Source organism: Streptomyces sp. WMMB 714, assembly GCF_900090125.1.
GTDB lineage: Bacteria > Actinomycetota > Actinomycetes > Streptomycetales > Streptomycetaceae > Streptomyces > Streptomyces daqingensis.
Genome location: NZ_FMHJ01000013.1, coordinates 101,220 through 117,522 on the forward strand (window position 1 = coordinate 101,220; position 16,303 = coordinate 117,522).

Here is a 16,303-nt window from a genome sequence, read left to right on the forward strand (position 1 = left end):
GCAGACGACCCGCTCCGGCAGGGCGCCCCGCCCCGTTCTCCGGCCGGCCGGGCACGCACGGGAGAGGAGTCTTCCGCCCGCACCGCCGAAGGTCTATGCCATTACGGATATCGCTTTCGCAACAGTCGTCCCTTCTTCGGCCTTCTTCACCCTATGCATGACGCTGCGTCACCGGACGCAGTACATATCCGTCCCGTCCACCCGCCCCGGGGGCCCCACGTGCCACCTGCGAAAAACCCGAGAGATATCGCGAGTGGACTAGACCTGTTGGCGTCCGCCGGGCGACACTGACCCCGTGAGCCTCAGCCCCGGGAACCCGCAGTACGTCATCGCCCTCGACGTGGGCGGCACCAGGATCAAGGCGGCCCTCATCGCCCCGGGCGCGGAGACCCGGCCCGGCACGGAGCACGGCCTGCTGTACGAGACCCGGCGCGCCACCGCACGGGAGGGCGGCCCCGACGCCGTGGTCGACGGCATCCTCGACCTCGCCGCCGAGCTGCGCGCCCACGGCGTCCGGCAGTTCGGCACCGGCCCCTCCGCCGCGGGCGTGGCGGTGCCCGGCATCCTCGACGCGTCCACCGGGACCGCCGTCTACGCCGCGAACCTCGGCTGGCGCGACGTACCGCTGCGCGCACTGCTCACGGAACGGCTCGGCGGCATCCCCGTGGCGCTGGGCCACGACGTCCGTACGGGTGGGCTCGCGGAGGGGCGCATCGGGGCCGGGAAGGGGGTCGACCGCTTCTTCTTCATGGCACTGGGCACCGGCATCGCGGGGGCGCTCGGCCTGGAGGGGCGCCTCGAACCCGGCGCCCACGGAAGCGCGGGCGAGATAGGCCATGTGGTGGTGCGTCCCGGCGGACCGGAGTGCGGCTGCGGGCAGCGCGGCTGCCTCGAAGCGCTCGCCTCCGCGGGCGCGGTGGGACGCGCCTGGGCCGCGGCGTGCGGCGATCCGTCGGCCACCGCGGCGGACGCGGCGAGAGCGGTCGAGTCCAATGACGGACGCGCGATCGCCGTGTGGCAGGACGCGGTGGACGCGCTCGCCGCGGGGCTCGTCACCGCCCTCACCCTGCTCGATCCGCGCACGGTGATCCTGGGCGGCGGACTGGCCGAGGCGGGCGACGTCCTCTTCACGCCGCTGCGGGACGCGGTCCGCGCACGCACCACCTTCCAGCACCTACCCACCATCGTCCCGGCGGCCCTCGGGGACGCCGCGGGCTGCCTGGGCGCGGGACTTCTCGCCCAAGACCTACTCTCCGCGGAGGTTTCGAGCCGATGAGCGCCACGAATTCCACTGGTCACCGCCCGGCCGGGCGCACCGTGCTGGCCGGGGCGAGGGTGGTCCGGCCGGACGGCGTCGAGGACGCGGGAACGCTGAGCGTCGAGGGCCGCGCGATCGCGGCGAACGTCCCCGGCGAGGCGCCCACGCACCGTCTGGCGGGCCACTGGATCGTGCCCGGCTTCGTGGACATGCACGTGCACGGCGGCGGCGGCGCCTCCTTCTCCGCGGGCACCGTGGAGCAGGCCTTCACCGTCATCGACACGCACCGCCGGCACGGCACCACGACGATGGTCGCCTCCACCGTGACGGGCGAACTCGGCGATCTGGCTCACCAGGCGGGCGTCCTCAGCGAGTTGACGGAACAGGGCGATCTGGCGGGCGTGCACTTCGAGGGGCCGTTCATCTCGCCGCACCGCTGCGGGGCGCACGACCCTGGCCTGCTGCGCGACCCGGACCCGGCGGAGGTGCGCAAGCTCGTCGACGCCGCCCGCGGCAGCGCCAGGATGATGACCCTCGCCCCCGAGCGCCCCGGCGGGCTGGAGTCCGTACGGGCCCTCGCGGACAGCGGGGTCGTCGCCGCCATCGGCCACACGGACTCCACGTACGAGGGAACGGTGGAGGCCGTCGAAGCGGGAGCGACGGTCGCCACCCACCTCTTCAACGCCATGCCGGCGCTCGGCCACCGCGCACCGGGCCCCATCGCGGCACTGCTCGAAGACGAGCGCGTCACCGTCGAGTTGATCAACGACGGGACCCATCTGCACCCCGCCGTACTGGAGCTGGCCTTCCGCAGCGCGGGCGCGGACCGCGTCGCGCTCATCACCGACGCCATGGGCGCCGCCGGCATGGGCGACGGCCGCTACCCGCTGGGCCCCCTGGAGGTGGACGTGCGCGAGGGTGTCGCCCGGCTCGTCGAGGGCGGCTCCATCGCCGGGTCGACCCTCACCCTGGACCGGGCGTTCCGGCGGACCGTCACCGTCGACGGCCTCCCGGTGGAGGAGGCCGTACGCGCGCTCTCCGCCAACCCCGCGCGCCTGCTCGGCGTCGACGACCGGACGGGCTCGCTCGAGACCGGAAAGGACGCCGACCTCGTCGTCCTCGACGCGGACTTCGCGGTCGCGGGCGTGATGCGGCAGGGCGAGTGGGTGGTGCCCCCGCCCGCGGACGCCGCGGAGGGGTGACCGGCGGGCGTCCGCCGGTTCGGTACGAGGGGTCGCACGCCGTAAGGCCAAGTGGCATGATCGCTCGCGCGGTTGCCACGGACACCTCTACGCGCGTCCGCCCGGCCGGCCCCCGCTACGTCCCCGCCCTCGCCCAGCCTCCCCTGGAGTGTCTCCGGTGATCCTGACGGTCACGCTCAACACCGCCCTCGACCTGACCTACCGGGTGCCGCGCCTCGACGTCCACGGTTCGCACCAGGCACGCGACGTGACCGAACGCCCCGGCGGCAAAGGGCTCAACGTGGCACGCGTCCTCGCCGCCCTCGGGCACGCCACGGTCGTCACCGGGTTCGCAGGAGGCCGCACGGGCGAATGGGTGCGGGAACTCCTGGGCCGGGAGGCCGGCGTCTCCGACGCGCTCGTGCCCATCGGGGGCAGCACCCGGCGCACCGTCGGCATCGTGGACGAATCCACCGGCGACGCGACGCAGTTCAACGAGCCCGGCCCGCACATCGCCGCCGACGAATGGGCCGCGTTCCTCGACACGTACGGAAAACTGCTGCACCGCAACGCCGGGGCGGCGCACGGCAGTCCACGCTCCGGAGACGGCTCCCCGCCCCGGGGCGGCGGTGACGGCGGAGGCGGCGAGGGAACTTTCGGTGACGGGCAGGACGGGGGCGGCTCCCGCGTCGAGGCCGTCGCCCTGTGCGGCAGCCTTCCGCCGGGGGTGCCCGTCGGCGCGTACGCACAGCTGATCCGCGAGGCGCACGCGGCGGACGTACCCGTCGTGCTGGACACCAGCGGTGAACCGCTGCGCCGGGGCCTCGCCGCACGCCCCGACCTCGTCAAGCCCAACGCCGGCGAACTCGCGGGCATCACCGGCACCACCGAGCCCCTGCGCGCGGCGCGGGCGGCACAGCGGCGCGGAGCGCACGCGGTGGCGGCCTCGCTCGGGCCCGAGGGCATGCTGCTGGTCACCCCGGACGGCACGTGGCAGGCGAGCCCGCCCCGCTCCCTGACGGGCAATCCGACCGGCGCGGGCGACTCGGCCGTGGCGGGACTGATCTCCGGCCTGGTCGAGCGGCTCCCCTGGCCGGAGCGGCTGGCCCGGGCCGTCGCCCTGTCGGCCGCGACCGTACGGGCTGCGACGGCGGGCGAGTTCGACGAGGAGGTCCACCGGGACCTGCTGGCACGGGTGAGAGTCGAGGAACGCGGAGAAGCGACGGCTGACTGACCGGCACCGGCCGGAGCGGCGGGCCCGCCCCCGGACGGTTCGGCCGCCGCCCCGCGGCGTTCAGCGCCGGTCCGAGGCCGGCACCGTCCCCGCCCCGATCCCCGTCGGCGCTACCGCTTGACCTGGCCGGCCTTCAGCCACAGCTGGTCGAGGTTGAAGTTGCACTTGTTCCCCTGCTCGCAGGAGATCTTGAAGGTGTTCCGGCCTTCCTTGAGGTCGACCCAGGCCCAGGTACGGGCCCACCCCTTGTCCCACTCGCCCTTCTTCGCCTGGGCGAAGTTGGCCATGCTGAGCGGCTTCTGCTGGGCCTGGCCGTTCACCGTCAGCGTCGAGTCGGCGTCCTCGCCCGGCACGCCGAACCGGACGAAGAGGGTGTAGGCCCCTGACTCCGGCACTTCGGTCGTCCAGGTCGCCGCCGCGCCCGGCTTGTTCATGGCGGCGACGTAGTTGCCGTTCTTGCCCTTGGCGTTGGGGACGTCGTTCGCCGCCGCGGCGCCGCCGCCGAGGGCGAGGCTCGCCGCGTCCTGCTTGCGGCCCACGAGCTGGCCCTCGCTGAGCTTCTCGTCCTTCGGCTCGTCCTGCTTGCCGCCCTCGTCGCCGCTGCCGGCGCCGGCCGCGGGACCGCCGGTGTCGGCCTTCTCGGACGAGCCGCTGTTGAAATAGATCGCCGCCCCGATGCCCACGACGACCGCGGCGACGACGGCTATCGCACCGATGAGCAGACCGTTGCGGCTGCGTCCGCCGGCGGCCCTGGCGCCGCGGTGCCCGTTGCCGTCGCTCTGCACGGGGTGCTGCTGCGTCACGGCCCGGCCGCCGGGCATCGTCTCGGGTGCCGCGTAGTGCGCGTTGGGCTGCTGCCCGTAGCCGGCGCCCTGCGTCCGCGGGGCGCCGTACTGGCGCTCGCCGACGGTGCGGACCTGGTTGTACGAGCGCCGAGGGGTCCCGGGTTGCTGCGCCGTCGAGCCGTCACCGCCCTGCTGGCGGTACAGGTAGCCGAACGGGTCGTCGGCTTCCGGCGTCTGGCCGGCACCTTCGTTCTCGGCGGTCATCCCCTGTCACTCCCTACTGCGTCAGGTATCCGGCCGAGCCTACCTCTCCGGAGTGGACCTCACGCCAACTGCGGAGTGCCGGCAGCGGGCCTCCGGCGATACTTCCGGCCACTCCGCCCCGCGTCGTCCCGGGCGGCGGAACGCCTCCCCGGGGCCGCGGGCGCGAGCGGACGGAGATCCGGCGGAGAGGGAGCCCGGACCCAGGGCACACCGTTCGGATCTTCGCGGGCTCGCGATGCCCGGCACGCCCGTCTGCTGCGTCGTCGGAGTCGCCCGGGTACGCCCAAACACGAGGACGATCCTCCGCCCGGCGCCTGGACGCACCGGGCGCCGCTCACCGATCCACGGGTGTCAACAACGCTCGTGAGCAATACCTAACCCGCCCGGCGCTGCCCCTTCGAGCGTGAACGCTTCTCCACGTACATCCGCTGGTCCGCCGACTGCAGCACTTCCTCCGCCGTCATCCCGCATCCGGCCCAGCCGATGCCGAAGCTGGCGCCCACGCGGACGGCTCGGCCGTCGACGCGGATCGGCGGGATGATGGCGTTGCGCAGCCGCACCGCGAGGTCCTGCGCCTCGGCCGGCCCGACGCCGTCGGTGAGCACCACGAACTCGTCGCCGCCCATCCGCGCGACGGTGTCGTTGTCCCGCACCCCTGCCGACAGCCGCCGGGCGACCTCGACCAGGACGGCGTCGCCGCAGTTGTGCCCGAACCTGTCGTTGATCGACTTGAAGCCGTCCAGGTCGCAGAAGAGGACGGCGAGACCTTTCTCACCCGGCGTCTTCCCGGTCGGCGGCACCGTGTGGGTGTGGTGCGGGTCGTACATGCCGGTGGAGGCCAGCACGCCCGAGCCGGCCTCGTCGTAGCCGAGGCCCGGGCCGAAGGGGACGTCGGAGCCGCTGACGCCGGTGTGCGCGACGCCGGATATGACAGGCCCGGAGCGGGCGCACAGCCGCCCGTTCAGGCGGGCGCGCAGTTCGGCGCTGTTGGGCAGCCCCGTCAGGGAGTCGTGGCTGGCGCGGTGCGCGAGCTGGAGCTCGTGCCGCTTGCGGTCCTCGATGTCCTCGACGTGGGTCAGCAGGAAACGCGGACCGTCGGCAGTGTCGGCCACCACGGAGTTGCGCAGCGAGACCCATACGTAGGAGCCGTCCCGCCGGGCGAGACGCAGCTCGGCCCGGCCGCCCTCGGCCGACGTGCGCAGCAGCGTCCCGATGTCCTCGGGGTGGACTATGTCCGAGAAGGAGTAGCGCCTCATCGCGGAGGCGGGCCGCCCCAGCAGCCTGCACAGGGCGTCGTTGATGCGTATCAGGCGGCCGTGCTGCTCGCCGCCCATCTCGGCGACGGCCATGCCGCTCGGCGCGTACTCGAAGGCCTGGCGGAAGCTCTCCTCGCTCGCGCGCAGCGCCGACTGCTCCCGCTCCAGGCGGACGAGCGCGCGCTGCATGTTGGAGCGCAGCCGTGCGTTGCTGAGGGCGATCGCGGCCTGGGACGAGTACAGCTGGAGGGCCTCGCGCCCCCAGGCTCCGGGGCGGCGGCCGTTGCGGGGCCTGTCCACCGAGAGGACGCCCAGCAGTTCGCTGTCGGAGGCGTAGAGCGGTGCGAAGAGCCGGTCCATCGGATGCCAGTCGTCCGCGTTCTGCGGCGCCGGCCCGGCGGGATGCCACTGCGGCACGTCGTCCTCGTCGAGGACCCAGCCCTCCGTGTACGGGATGAAGCGGAGGTTGCCCCACTGCTCCCCCATGGACAGGCGGCGCTCCCAGGACGCGCGGGAGCCGACGCGGCCCGCCATCATCGCCTCGGCGCCCTGGCTCCCGGCGACGGCGGCGACGACGAGGTCGCCTTCGGGACGTACGAGGTTCACCGCGGCTATCTCGAATCCCAGGCCCTCGACCACGCCGTCGGCGACGGTCTGCAAGGTGTCGGCGAGACTGCGGGCGGTGCTGAGCCGGGCCACGACGTGGTGCAGCCGGCGCAGGCTGGCAAGGCGGACATAGGGCTCCGACTCGGTTTCCATCGCCCTCCCCCTGAGCCTCGTCCGTCAACTCCAGGTGTTCGCGGGACGTCGTTGTCCGACTGCCACGGCCACTGAATCACAGTGAGCTGTACACCAGGTACACAGGGTCAACAATTATTGCTCGCTGTGACTCAAGTCACAACTGTATGCAGCCTGTTGACTCCTCTCCGTGTGAGCCTGTCACACGCGGCGCCACCGGTCGAAGCATTCGTGGAGCACCCCCCGGCGGCACCTCCTGCCCGAACGGTACGGCGTTACCCGAGCGTAGAGCGCCGAACGGGAGCCTTTCGCACGCCCAACTACCCCTGCGATCAGGGCATTCCGGCCCCGCTCCCCTGCGGCCGCACGGCGCTCTCCAGCCTCCGCCCTGGTCACAAGGCCATTACCGGCCGGTCATCACCTGCGCGCACGAAGAGCACGCGAGCGACACATCTTTGTCACGGACGTGACCGCGCCCGGGCTGGGTCGCTGGTCCTGGTCCCAGGGCCCGATGCATGGGCCGCCCGGCAGCGGTTACCGTCCTTGACGTGTCATATGCAGTGCAGGATCAGCCGAGCCCCGGCCCGCCGGAAGGCCGCATGCCCCATGCTGGCGGGGTGAGCGAGGACGAGTTCCGGGCTGCCATGGCCCGGCTTGCAGCGGGCGTGGTGCTGGTGACGGCCCACGACCCCGACGACGGCCCCGGGGGCGCCGACGTCGGCATGACCGCGACCGCCTTCCTGTCCGTCTCTCTCGACCCTCCTCTGGTGATGGTCAGCGTCCGGGACGGCTCACGGATGGACGAGCTGCTGGAGCGCCAGCCGTACTGGGCGGCCTCGCTGCTCACGGAGGGCCAGCGCCAGACAGCCGGACGCTTCGCCATGAAGGGCCGGCTGAGCGACAAGCTCCTCTTCCGCGACCTCCCGCACACGCGCGGCGAGGCCTCGGACGCCCCGCTGGTGGACGGGGCGCTCGCCACCGTCGAATGCCACACGGAGCAGCGCGTACGGGCGGGCGACCACACCCTCGTCATCGGACGGGTGCTGGCGGCGGGACTGCCCCAGGTGCCCGACAGCGGGCCGCTGACCTACTACCGCGGCCGCTACCACACGCTCTCCAGAGGCAGCTCCTGAGCGACCGGTCCGCCCGTGGCCTCCGCCGCGGCGGCCGGGCCGGCGGGGCCTTCAGGTCCAGTCGCGGCCCGAACGGCCCCGCTTGAGATCGCCGCGCTGCTGCTTCTTGCGCAGCCGCCGCTCGTTCACCCCGCGCGGCACCTTCTTCTTGCGGCGCGGACGCGGCGGAGGAGCGGTGGCCTCCGCGAGCAGCGCGGCCATACGGGCGGCCGCCGCCTCCCGGTTCCGCCACTGGGAGCGGTGCTCGCTCGCCCGTACGGTCACGACGGAGCCGTTCACGAGGCGGCCCCCTGACGCGAGCCGCTCCAGGGCGCGCTCCTTCCACACCTCGGGCAGCGCCGTCGTCGCCGCAAGGTCGAAGCGGAGCTCCACCTGGGTGTCGCTGGTGTTGACGTGCTGGCCGCCCGGGCCCGAGGAGCGCATGAAACGCCACACCAGTTCGGCCTCCGGCAGGGAGACCGAGCCGCGGATGACGTAGGGCGGGGACATGGCTCCATGGTCTCGTGTCCCCATCCGCCCGTCACCGCCTTTTCCGGCGCCGACGCTCCGCCCGGGACGCATCGGCGCGGACTTCCGCGCGGATGCGGACAAGGAACGTGCGGATTGCTGGAACCCGCCCGCGCTCCGGCTGCGTTGTGCAGGGTGACAGCAGACACGTTTTGTGATCGCAGCGAGTCTCCGCGACTCACGACGAAAGAAGGGCATCCCCATGGCTGTAAGCCTGTCCAAAGGCGGCAACGTCTCCCTCACCAAGGAGGCCCCGGGGCTGACGGCCGTCACGGTCGGCCTCGGCTGGGACGTCCGCACCACCACGGGCACGGACTTCGACCTGGACGCGAGCGCCATCGCGGTCAACCCGACCGGGAAGGTCTACTCCGACCAGCACTTCGTCTTCTTCAACAACAAGACGACCCCCGACCAGAGCATCGTGCACACCGGCGACAACGTCACCGGTGAGGGCGAGGGCGACGACGAGCAGATCAATGTCAACCTGGCCGGGCTGCCGGGCGACGTCGAGAAGATCGTCTTCCCCGTCTCCATCTACGACGCCGAGGCCCGCAGCCAGAACTTCGGGCAGGTGCGCAACGCCTTCATCCGCATCGTCAACCAGGCGGACCAGAAGGAGATCGCGCGCTACGACCTGAGCGAGGACGCGGCCACGGAGACCGCCATGGTCTTCGGCGAGCTGTACCGCAACGGTGCGGAGTGGAAGTTCCGCGCCGTCGGCCAGGGCTACGCCTCCGGCCTCGTCGGCATCGCCCAGGACTTCGGGGTCAACGTCTGACGCAGCGCCACGAGCCGCCGAGGGCGGTGCCCGTCCCCCGTCGGGACGGCGCACCGCCCTCGCGGTTTCCGCGGCCCTCCCGCCCGTGTGCCCGGACACCCGCCACGGCCTCCGCTCTGCCCGGACACCCGACACGGGCCTCGGCCCGCCGTGACACGATCGGGCGGTGCTCGACATCGGCTACTCCCTCTCGCCGCGCTTCCCGGACCCGCCGCAGACCGATTACCGCTCGGCGGACGTGCACGCCCTGCGGCACGACCTCTTCTGCGGCGACGTCCACCTCGCCGACACGGAGACCGACCACGAACTCGCCACGTCCTGGGGCTGGTTGCCCGTACTCGACTTCGCCTGGGCGCTGTGCGACGTCGTGGCGGGCCTCGACGCCGACCCGCGCGGCAGCCGCGCGCCCGGCCCCCTGCGGGCCGAACTCGACTTCACCGAGAGCACCGACCGCATGCGCTTCGAGAGGCGCTTCGGCTGGGTGGACGTCACCGCCGACTGGGTCACGCGGAAGGACGGCCGGAGCACCCCCCTCACCTGCCCGTACGCTGAACTGCGGCGCGAGTCGCGGGACTTCCTGCACGACCTGCTCGCCGACCTGACGGATATGCACGAGGACCTCGCCGGCAACCCCGCGGTGTGGAACCTGCAGGCACGCTTCCCCCGCGTCTGAGGGCGCAGCCAGCCGGGGCGGCCCGGCCGCATTCACGCGAGTCGCTCTCGGAGGTGTAGGCGGACGTGGACGTGTAGGCGGACGCGGGCGAGGAGGCGGACGCGGGCGAGGAGGCGGACGTGGACGCTGGCCGCCGCAGCGCCCTCACCGCTCGACGCGGAGCCCCATCTCGGCCGCCAACGCCGGTGCGAGATCCAGCAGTTGACTCGTGTTCACCACCGCCCCGGCCAGCTCCCCCACCCCTGCGGCGATGTCCAGTTCGGCCGCCCCGCGCAGATCCACGTCCGTCATCGCCGCCTTCGTGAAGTCCACGCCGCGCAGTACGCAGCCGGAGAACGCGACCCTGTCGAGCTTCGCCCCGCCGAAGTCCGGCTCCACCAGGACGCAGTTCTCGAACGTGACGTCGGACAGCACCGACTGCCGCAGATTGAGGAAGTCGATCTTCCCGCCGCGCACGACGACCCGGGACAGGTGCGCGCCGTGCAACTGGACGCCGCCCAGCCGCGCGTCCACGATCTCCACGTCGCGCAGTTCGGCGCCCGCCAGGTCCGTGCCGACGCCCGTGACGCCCTCCAGCAGGCTGTCGAGGAGCCGCGCCCTCTCCCACCGGGCCTCGTCGAGGGAGCAGCGCCGGATCGCGCAGTCGAGGAACGTCGCCCCCGCGCCGTCCGTGCCCGACAGATCGGCGTCCTCGAAGCCGACCCCGTCGTGATCGCGCTCCAGCCCCGCGCCCTGACGGTACGCCCGCAGCTCCGGCAGTGAGAGCTCCGGGCGCCGGGGGCTGTTCACCGCCCCCGCGCTCTTCTTCGTCGTCGTCCTCGCCATCCGCACATCGTGCACCGTGCCACCGACAACGCGGCGGCGGCCGGACCGCGAGGCGGCGACGGCGGGCGGCACCCGTCCCGCGCGGGCGGACGGGACGGGAGTCCGGACGGTGCTCGCTCAGCTCGCCGGCTTGGCGTACTCGCTCGCCATGCCTCCGGCGAAGTCGTACACGATCACCGGTTCGTCGCCGACGACCCAGGCGTCGTGCCCCGGCGAGCAGACGAATACGTCACCGGGCCCCACTTCGGCCTCGGTTCCGTCGTCCATCCTTATGCGCAGGCGCCCCTGCATCACGAACCCGTTGTGGTGGACCTGGCAGGTGCCCGTGCCCGCGATGGGGCCCACCGACTCCGTCCAGCGCCAGCCCGGTTCGAACGTGGCGACCGCGAAGTCCATCCCGGTCAGATGCAGGCTCTCGAGGTGTCCCCGGGGAAAGTCGCGCCGCTCGTCGGCCTTGTCGATCGTCTTGACTTCCATCATGAGGCTCTCCTCCAATCGCCCCCGTGTGCTTCTTCCATGGTGCTGCGGGAGGCGCGGGGACCACGAATGCCGCGGCAGGCGAATCCGGGGAGGGCAGGGAAGGCGCGGGAAAGGCGGCGAGGGCGCTGGAGAGGCGGAGAACTCGTCGCCGGCGTGCGGGGAGGGGCCCTCGGCCGTCCCGGGCCCGGACATGCGCCCGGCCGGCGCCCCGCGAGTCCGCGGGGGCGCCGGCCGGTTCGTGCACGGACCGTGACGCCTCGGACGCTCAGCCCGTGGCGAGCACCTTGAGTCGGCTCAGCGCGCCGTTGAAGCGGTTGCGGTCCCCGACCGTCTTCCCGGTCGAGCTGTACTGCCAGAACGTCTGGAAGGGCCAGCCGCCGGGCAGCGAGCCCACCGACGAACCCCAGCTCGGGATCCACAGCGGGCTGGTGCTCTTGAACTTCGACGAGTTGCCGGTGCACTTCTTCCACCAGGTGGTGGAGGTGTAGATGACCATGTGGCGGCTCGTCCGCGCGCGGTACGTGTTCGCGAAGTCGGAGATCCAGTCGACCATGGCCTTCTGGGACTTGCCGTAGCAGGCGGAGCCGTACGGGTTGTACTCAAGGTCGAGAGCGCCCGGCAGGGTCTTGCCGTCCCGCGACCAGCCCCCGCCGTGCGAGGCGAAGTAGTTCGCCTGCGCCGCACCGCTGGAGTTGGACGGCAGGGCGAAGTGGTACGAGCCGCGGATCATGCCGCTCTTGTAGGAGCCGTTGTACTGCTGGGCGAACTTCGGGTTGGTGTAGGTGGTTCCCTCGGTCGCCTTCACGTAGGCGAATCGCACACCCTCCTTGTACAGGGCGGGCCAGGGCACGTCGCCGTTGTGGCTGGAGACGTCCACCCCTTCGACGGATGCCGCGAGCGTCCGGGACGAGGCGTCCCTCGTGTCGCGTTCGTGGGCGCGGATGGTGGAGCCCATCCAGTCCTTCTCTGGGTGAGCCGGCCGCTCCCCCTCGCCCTGCGCCTGCGCCGTTCCGGGAAGCGTCAGCAGCAGAGCGATTGCGGCGAGGATGACGGCGGGGGTACCCGCCGTGCCGGAGAGGGCACGGCGCGACGGGCCGGACCTTGGCAGGGGCATGCGTGCCTCCGTAGATGTCGATGAGTCGCGCTGCAGCAGATCGAATGTAACGGCAGATAAACGTATAAATAGGGCGCCTCGCCGAGTGCGGGCAGACCTGGGAGCGTCCCGTTCCCCGCACCCGCCCCTGCCGCTCGCTCCGGGCCTGGAGCCGCGCTCGTAGCAGGTCGGCACCGGACAGCGCATCCCTTTCATCACTTCGGGTGACCCAGACGCTCCGCACGGCTACCCTCCTCACCACGCTTCCAGGAGGGGGACCATGCGCGCCCGTGCCGTCGCACTACTGATCGCAGCCGCCGCACTGACCGGCTGCGCCCAGCCGCAGGAGGAGATCGCCGAAGAGTGCGCGGCGAAAGTCTCACAGATGAAGAAGCCCCCGAAGCACGCCATGAGCGACCCGCGGCCCGCGGAGTGCGAGGACCTCAACGACGAGGACTACGTCGTGATCGTCACGCACCGGGCGTACAACGACGAGGACATCTTCGACGAGGAGGGCGTCGTCGACCAGGAAAAGATCGACAAGGTCGACGAGTAGCTCCGCGCAGCCCCGACCGCTCCCCGCCCCGGCGTGGCAATGTGGACGCATGTGCGGCAGATACGCCTCCACCCGCGGGCCCGAAGACCTCGCCGGCCTCTTCGACGTCGACCGGTGGGAGCCGGAGCAGGCACTGGCCCCCAACTACAACGTCGCGCCGACGGACGAGGTGTGGGCCGTCGTCGAGGCACCCGACCGTGAGACCGGGGCGATCGAGCGGCAACTCCGGCCGCTGCGCTGGGGGTTGGTGCCGTTCTGGGCGAAGAACCCGAACGCCGGCGCGAAGATGATCAACGCCCGCATGGAGACCGTCCACGAGAAGCCGGCCTACCGGCGTGCGTTCGCCAAGCGGCGCTGCCTGCTGCCCGCGGACGGCTTCTACGAGTGGCGCACGGCCCGGGCGGCCGGGACCGGCAAGAGCTACAAGCAGCCCTACTTCATCACGCCGGAGGACGGCGGGATCATGGCGCTGGCGGGGCTGTACGAGTTCTGGCGCGACCCGGACCGCGACGACGGCGACCCGCGGGCGTGGTGGGCGACGTGCACCGTCATCACCACCGAGGCCACCGACGCCGCCGGCCGGGTCCACCCGCGCATGCCGCTCGCCATCACCCCCGGCGACCAGGCCGCGTGGCTCGACCCCGCACACCAGGACCCGGACGAGCTCCGCCCGCTGCTCTCCTCCCCCGCCGGCGGCCGCCTCGACGCCCGGCCCGTCTCGACCGCCGTCAACAACGTGCGCAACAACGGGCCCCACCTGCTCGACCCGGTCCCGGAGCCGGACGGCTCGCCGTCCGGCGACCAGCGGCAGGACGACTCGTAACCGGGCGGCCCACGCGGCCTGGCGGATCGGGCCGGCAGAGCTCAGGATCCGCCGCCTCTGGCCACCCGCACCATTCCCTGACTAGAGTCAGAGAATGGACCCGGCGCAGATCGAGCAGGTACGGCGGTTCAACCGCACCGTCACCGAACGCGTGGGCGCGCTGCACGACCGGTACCTGGGGCGGGAGCGGCCCATCGGCGCGGCGCGGCTGCTGTGGGAGACCGGGGACGGCGGACGCGACGTGCGGGAGCTGCGCGAGCGGCTGGGGCTGGACTCCGGATACGTCAGCCGGCTGCTGCGCTCGCTGGAGAACGACGGGCTCGTGACCGTCGAGCAGCAGCAGCGGGACAGGCGGGTGCGCACCGTCCGCCTCACCGGGGCCGGACGCGCCGAGCGCGCCGCCCTGGACTGCGGCAGCGACGAGCTGGCCGGCTCGCTCCTGGAACCGCTCAACCCCTCCCAGCGCGCCCGCCTCGTCGACGCGATGGCGGAGGTCGAGCGGCTGCTGACCGCCTCGACCGTGACCATGGAGACCGTCGACCCGGGCCACCCGGACGCGGAGTACTGCCTGCGGTCCTACTTCACCGAGCTTCAGGAGCGGTTCGACAGCGGCTTCGACCCCGCGCTGAGCCTGCTGCCCGACGCGGGGGAACTCCGCCTGCCGCGCGGCCTGTTCGTCGTCGCCCGGCTGCACGGCGAGCCCGTGGGCTGCGCCGGGCTGAAGCTGCCCTCCGGAGCCCCGGCCGAGATCAAGCGCATGTGGATCGCGCCCCGGGCCCGGCGGCTGGGACTCGGCCGCCGTTTCCTGTCCGAACTGGAGGCGCGCGCTGCCGAGAAGGGGGCCCGGGTGCTCCGCCTGGACACCAACAAGACCCTCGACGCCGCGATCGCGCTGTACCACTCGGCCGGCTTCCAGGAGGTCCCCGCCTTCAACGACGAGCCGTACGCCCACCACTGGTTCGAGAAGCGGATCGCGCCGGCGCACGGAACCGGGTGAGGGGGCGACGGGCCGGGTGAGCCGCCGCGGGGGCACCTGCGCGAGGTCGCGCGGGCGGGGCGCCCGTTCATCACCCCTCCCGGACCGGCGATCGACGCACGAGGAGCGGCCGTCCCCGGGCCGGGCGTCACGGCCGTGGCGGGGCGGACCGGGGTCCGGCGGAACGGGCGCGGGCCCCCTCGGAGCGTTCCGAGGGGGCCCTGGCAGCGACCGTGCGGCGGCCCGGGTGGACCCGGATCGTCACGTGCACACGACCCGGGCGCCGGCCCGGCGGTGGCGTACGCCGGCTCCGGTCAGTAGACGCTGACGCCGTAGGCGTTGAGCGCCTCGACGACAGGCTGGAAGAACGTCGTACCGCCAGTCGTGCAGTTTCCGCTGCCGCCGGAGGTCAGGCCGATCGCCCTGCTGCCGTTGCGCAGGGAGCCGCCGCTGTCGCCGGGCTCCGCGCACACGTTCGTCTGGATCATGCCGTAGACGATGTCGCCGCCTCCGTAGTTCACCGTCGCGTTGAGACCGGTGACGGTGCCGCTGTGCGTGCCGGTGGTGCTGCCGTGCCGGGTGACGGACATCCCGACGGTGGCGTTGGCGGCGCTGGTGATGTCGGCGCCTCCCGCCGTGCCCGGGTGGCTGGCGGAGGAGGAGCTGTAGCGGACGAGGCCGTAGTCGTTGGTCGGGAAGCTGGACCCGGCCGTCGGACCGATCACCGAGGTGCGGCCGGAGTTGGAGTACCAGGTGCCGGCACCGTCGGTGCAGTGGCCCGCGGTGACGATGTAGTACGTGCTGCCGCTGCGGACGTTGAAGCCCGCGGAGCAGCGCCAGCTGTCGGCGTAGATGGCGTCGCCGCCCTGCGTCAGCTTGCGGATCTTGCCGGGGGTGCGCTCGATCTTCAGGGCCGCGGCCTGGGGCCCGGCCGCCTTCTCGATCCTTGCGATCTCGGCCCGGGAGACGGAGCTGTCCGCCGTGACGACGAGCGTGTTGCTCTTCTTGTCGACGTGCCACGCGGTGCCGGCGACGTCTGCGCCGAGCACCGCGTCGCTCGCCGCGGAGAGCTGGGAGGCGCTGAACCGGGGGGTGGCGGGGGCCTCGGCCGCGACGGCGGGCGCGGTGAACGCTGCCGCGGCGGCCAGTCCGGACAGTCCGGCGATCAGCCGGGTGCGTCCGCGGATGCCCTTGGTGGGGGTGGTGCGCCTGATCCTCACTTCTTCCTCCAGGTAAGGAATCGGGGGTCCGTTTCACGGGCCCGTGAGGCGCAGTCAACGGGCACGGCGAACCTTATGTCCGTCGTGCCCCTGACAAGCGCTGAAGGGAGTATTTGGTGTCACTGTTCGAAAGACAAGAGCTTTGTTCCGTGTAGTTCATGTTTTGACTGAAGATGCTGCTTCTGTAGTGCAGTTACACGACAAGAGAGCCTTCAGACGGCGGCGGGGATCGTACGGACGGCCGGTACGGGCGCCGTGTCCGCACCGGCCGACTGCCGTGCTCAGCCCCGCAGTCGACGAACTCCCGCGCGGCGTCCCCCAGTCGGCCAACTGCCTGCGGCGGCCTCGTGGTCGGCGGCCTCCCCGGCCGGCCGCTCCGCGCGTGAGCTACGAAGTCCCGGCACACCGACGCCCGTTGAAGACCACTGCACGACGTGGGTCCGGAGCCGCGGTGCACGGTGCACGCCCGGCGCCCGCCGCGGCGAAGGCCGTCCGGTGCAACCGACTCGGACCCAGGCGTGTC

General features: G+C 72.4%; 16 protein-coding genes. 9 read left to right on the top strand and 7 right to left on the bottom strand.

What is annotated here, in order from left to right; all coding sequences use genetic code 11:
• The first annotated feature begins 295 nt into the window (after window positions 1-295).
• From H181DRAFT_RS22255 to H181DRAFT_RS22265, 3 genes are all read left to right on the top strand, one after another.
• Window positions 296-1,276 (top strand): ROK family protein, encoded by a 981-nt coding sequence (locus tag H181DRAFT_RS22255; RefSeq protein ID WP_045861937.1) that lies wholly within the window; start codon window positions 296-298, stop codon window positions 1,274-1,276.
• Entirely contained in the window at window positions 1,273-2,460 is a 1,188-nt protein-coding gene (gene nagA, locus H181DRAFT_RS22260) for an N-acetylglucosamine-6-phosphate deacetylase (protein WP_045861938.1), read from the top strand. Before H181DRAFT_RS22255 ends, nagA begins: the two co-directional genes overlap by 4 nt.
• A 157-nt stretch (window positions 2,461-2,617) precedes the next feature.
• Complete coding sequence (locus H181DRAFT_RS22265) at window positions 2,618-3,673, top strand: 1-phosphofructokinase family hexose kinase (RefSeq protein WP_045861939.1); 1,056 nt, start codon at window positions 2,618-2,620, stop codon at window positions 3,671-3,673.
• A gap of 110 nt (window positions 3,674-3,783) precedes the next feature.
• Here H181DRAFT_RS22265 and H181DRAFT_RS22270 read toward each other — a convergent pair whose 3' ends face one another.
• Complete coding sequence (locus tag H181DRAFT_RS22270) at window positions 3,784-4,722, bottom strand: carbohydrate-binding protein (protein ID WP_045861940.1); 939 nt, start codon at window positions 4,720-4,722, stop codon at window positions 3,784-3,786.
• 374 nt (window positions 4,723-5,096) lie between these two features.
• On the bottom strand, window positions 5,097-6,737 hold the full coding sequence (gene cdgB / locus H181DRAFT_RS22275; RefSeq protein WP_045861941.1) for a diguanylate cyclase CdgB: 1,641 nt from the start codon (window positions 6,735-6,737) through the stop codon (window positions 5,097-5,099).
• A gap of 578 nt (window positions 6,738-7,315) precedes the next feature.
• On the opposite strand from cdgB, the gene H181DRAFT_RS22280 reads away from it, so the two are divergent.
• Complete coding sequence (locus H181DRAFT_RS22280; protein ID WP_078895363.1) at window positions 7,316-7,849, top strand: flavin reductase family protein; 534 nt, start codon at window positions 7,316-7,318, stop codon at window positions 7,847-7,849.
• A 51-nt stretch (window positions 7,850-7,900) separates the two neighbouring features.
• On the opposite strand, the gene arfB is transcribed toward H181DRAFT_RS22280, so the two are convergent.
• Entirely contained in the window at window positions 7,901-8,338 is a 438-nt protein-coding gene (gene arfB, locus H181DRAFT_RS22285) for an alternative ribosome rescue aminoacyl-tRNA hydrolase ArfB (RefSeq protein ID WP_045861943.1), read from the bottom strand.
• Between the two features lie 220 nt (window positions 8,339-8,558).
• Between arfB and H181DRAFT_RS22290 the strand changes: the two genes are divergently transcribed.
• Both H181DRAFT_RS22290 and H181DRAFT_RS22295 read left to right on the top strand, forming a co-directional pair.
• The gene (locus tag H181DRAFT_RS22290) at window positions 8,559-9,134 is read left to right on the top strand and encodes a TerD family protein (protein ID WP_045861944.1); all 576 of its coding nucleotides are present in this window, start codon (window positions 8,559-8,561) and stop codon (window positions 9,132-9,134) included.
• A gap of 166 nt (window positions 9,135-9,300) precedes the next feature.
• Window positions 9,301-9,807 carry a hypothetical protein gene (locus H181DRAFT_RS22295; protein WP_045861945.1) on the top strand — a complete coding sequence of 169 codons (507 nt, stop codon included), beginning with the start codon at window positions 9,301-9,303 and terminating at the stop codon, window positions 9,805-9,807.
• A gap of 144 nt (window positions 9,808-9,951) precedes the next feature.
• On the opposite strand, the gene H181DRAFT_RS22300 is transcribed toward H181DRAFT_RS22295, so the two are convergent.
• The 3 genes from H181DRAFT_RS22300 to H181DRAFT_RS22310 form a co-directional block, all read right to left on the bottom strand.
• The gene (locus H181DRAFT_RS22300; RefSeq protein ID WP_078895364.1) at window positions 9,952-10,632 is read right to left on the bottom strand and encodes a pentapeptide repeat-containing protein; all 681 of its coding nucleotides are present in this window, start codon (window positions 10,630-10,632) and stop codon (window positions 9,952-9,954) included.
• Window positions 10,633-10,749: 117 nt separating this feature from the next.
• Window positions 10,750-11,112 carry a cupin domain-containing protein gene (locus H181DRAFT_RS22305; protein ID WP_045861947.1) on the bottom strand — a complete coding sequence of 121 codons (363 nt, stop codon included), beginning with the start codon at window positions 11,110-11,112 and terminating at the stop codon, window positions 10,750-10,752.
• A 265-nt stretch (window positions 11,113-11,377) separates the two neighbouring features.
• Entirely contained in the window at window positions 11,378-12,226 is an 849-nt protein-coding gene (locus H181DRAFT_RS22310) for a lysozyme (RefSeq protein ID WP_045861948.1), read from the bottom strand.
• 259 nt (window positions 12,227-12,485) lie between these two features.
• Between H181DRAFT_RS22310 and H181DRAFT_RS22315 the strand changes: the two genes are divergently transcribed.
• From H181DRAFT_RS22315 to H181DRAFT_RS22325, 3 genes are all read left to right on the top strand, one after another.
• Window positions 12,486-12,761, top strand: a complete 276-nt coding sequence (locus H181DRAFT_RS22315; RefSeq protein WP_045861949.1) for a hypothetical protein — start codon at window positions 12,486-12,488, stop codon at window positions 12,759-12,761.
• Between the two features lie 49 nt (window positions 12,762-12,810).
• Window positions 12,811-13,584 carry an SOS response-associated peptidase gene (locus tag H181DRAFT_RS22320; RefSeq protein WP_045861950.1) on the top strand — a complete coding sequence of 258 codons (774 nt, stop codon included), beginning with the start codon at window positions 12,811-12,813 and terminating at the stop codon, window positions 13,582-13,584.
• Between the two features lie 94 nt (window positions 13,585-13,678).
• On the top strand, window positions 13,679-14,581 hold the full coding sequence (locus tag H181DRAFT_RS22325; RefSeq protein WP_045861951.1) for a bifunctional helix-turn-helix transcriptional regulator/GNAT family N-acetyltransferase: 903 nt from the start codon (window positions 13,679-13,681) through the stop codon (window positions 14,579-14,581).
• 293 nt (window positions 14,582-14,874) lie between these two features.
• Here the strand turns inward: H181DRAFT_RS22325 and H181DRAFT_RS22330 are convergent, their stop codons facing one another.
• Window positions 14,875-15,780 (bottom strand): S1 family peptidase, encoded by a 906-nt coding sequence (locus tag H181DRAFT_RS22330; RefSeq protein ID WP_045861952.1) that lies wholly within the window; start codon window positions 15,778-15,780, stop codon window positions 14,875-14,877.
• Window positions 15,781-16,303 lie beyond the last annotated feature (523 nt).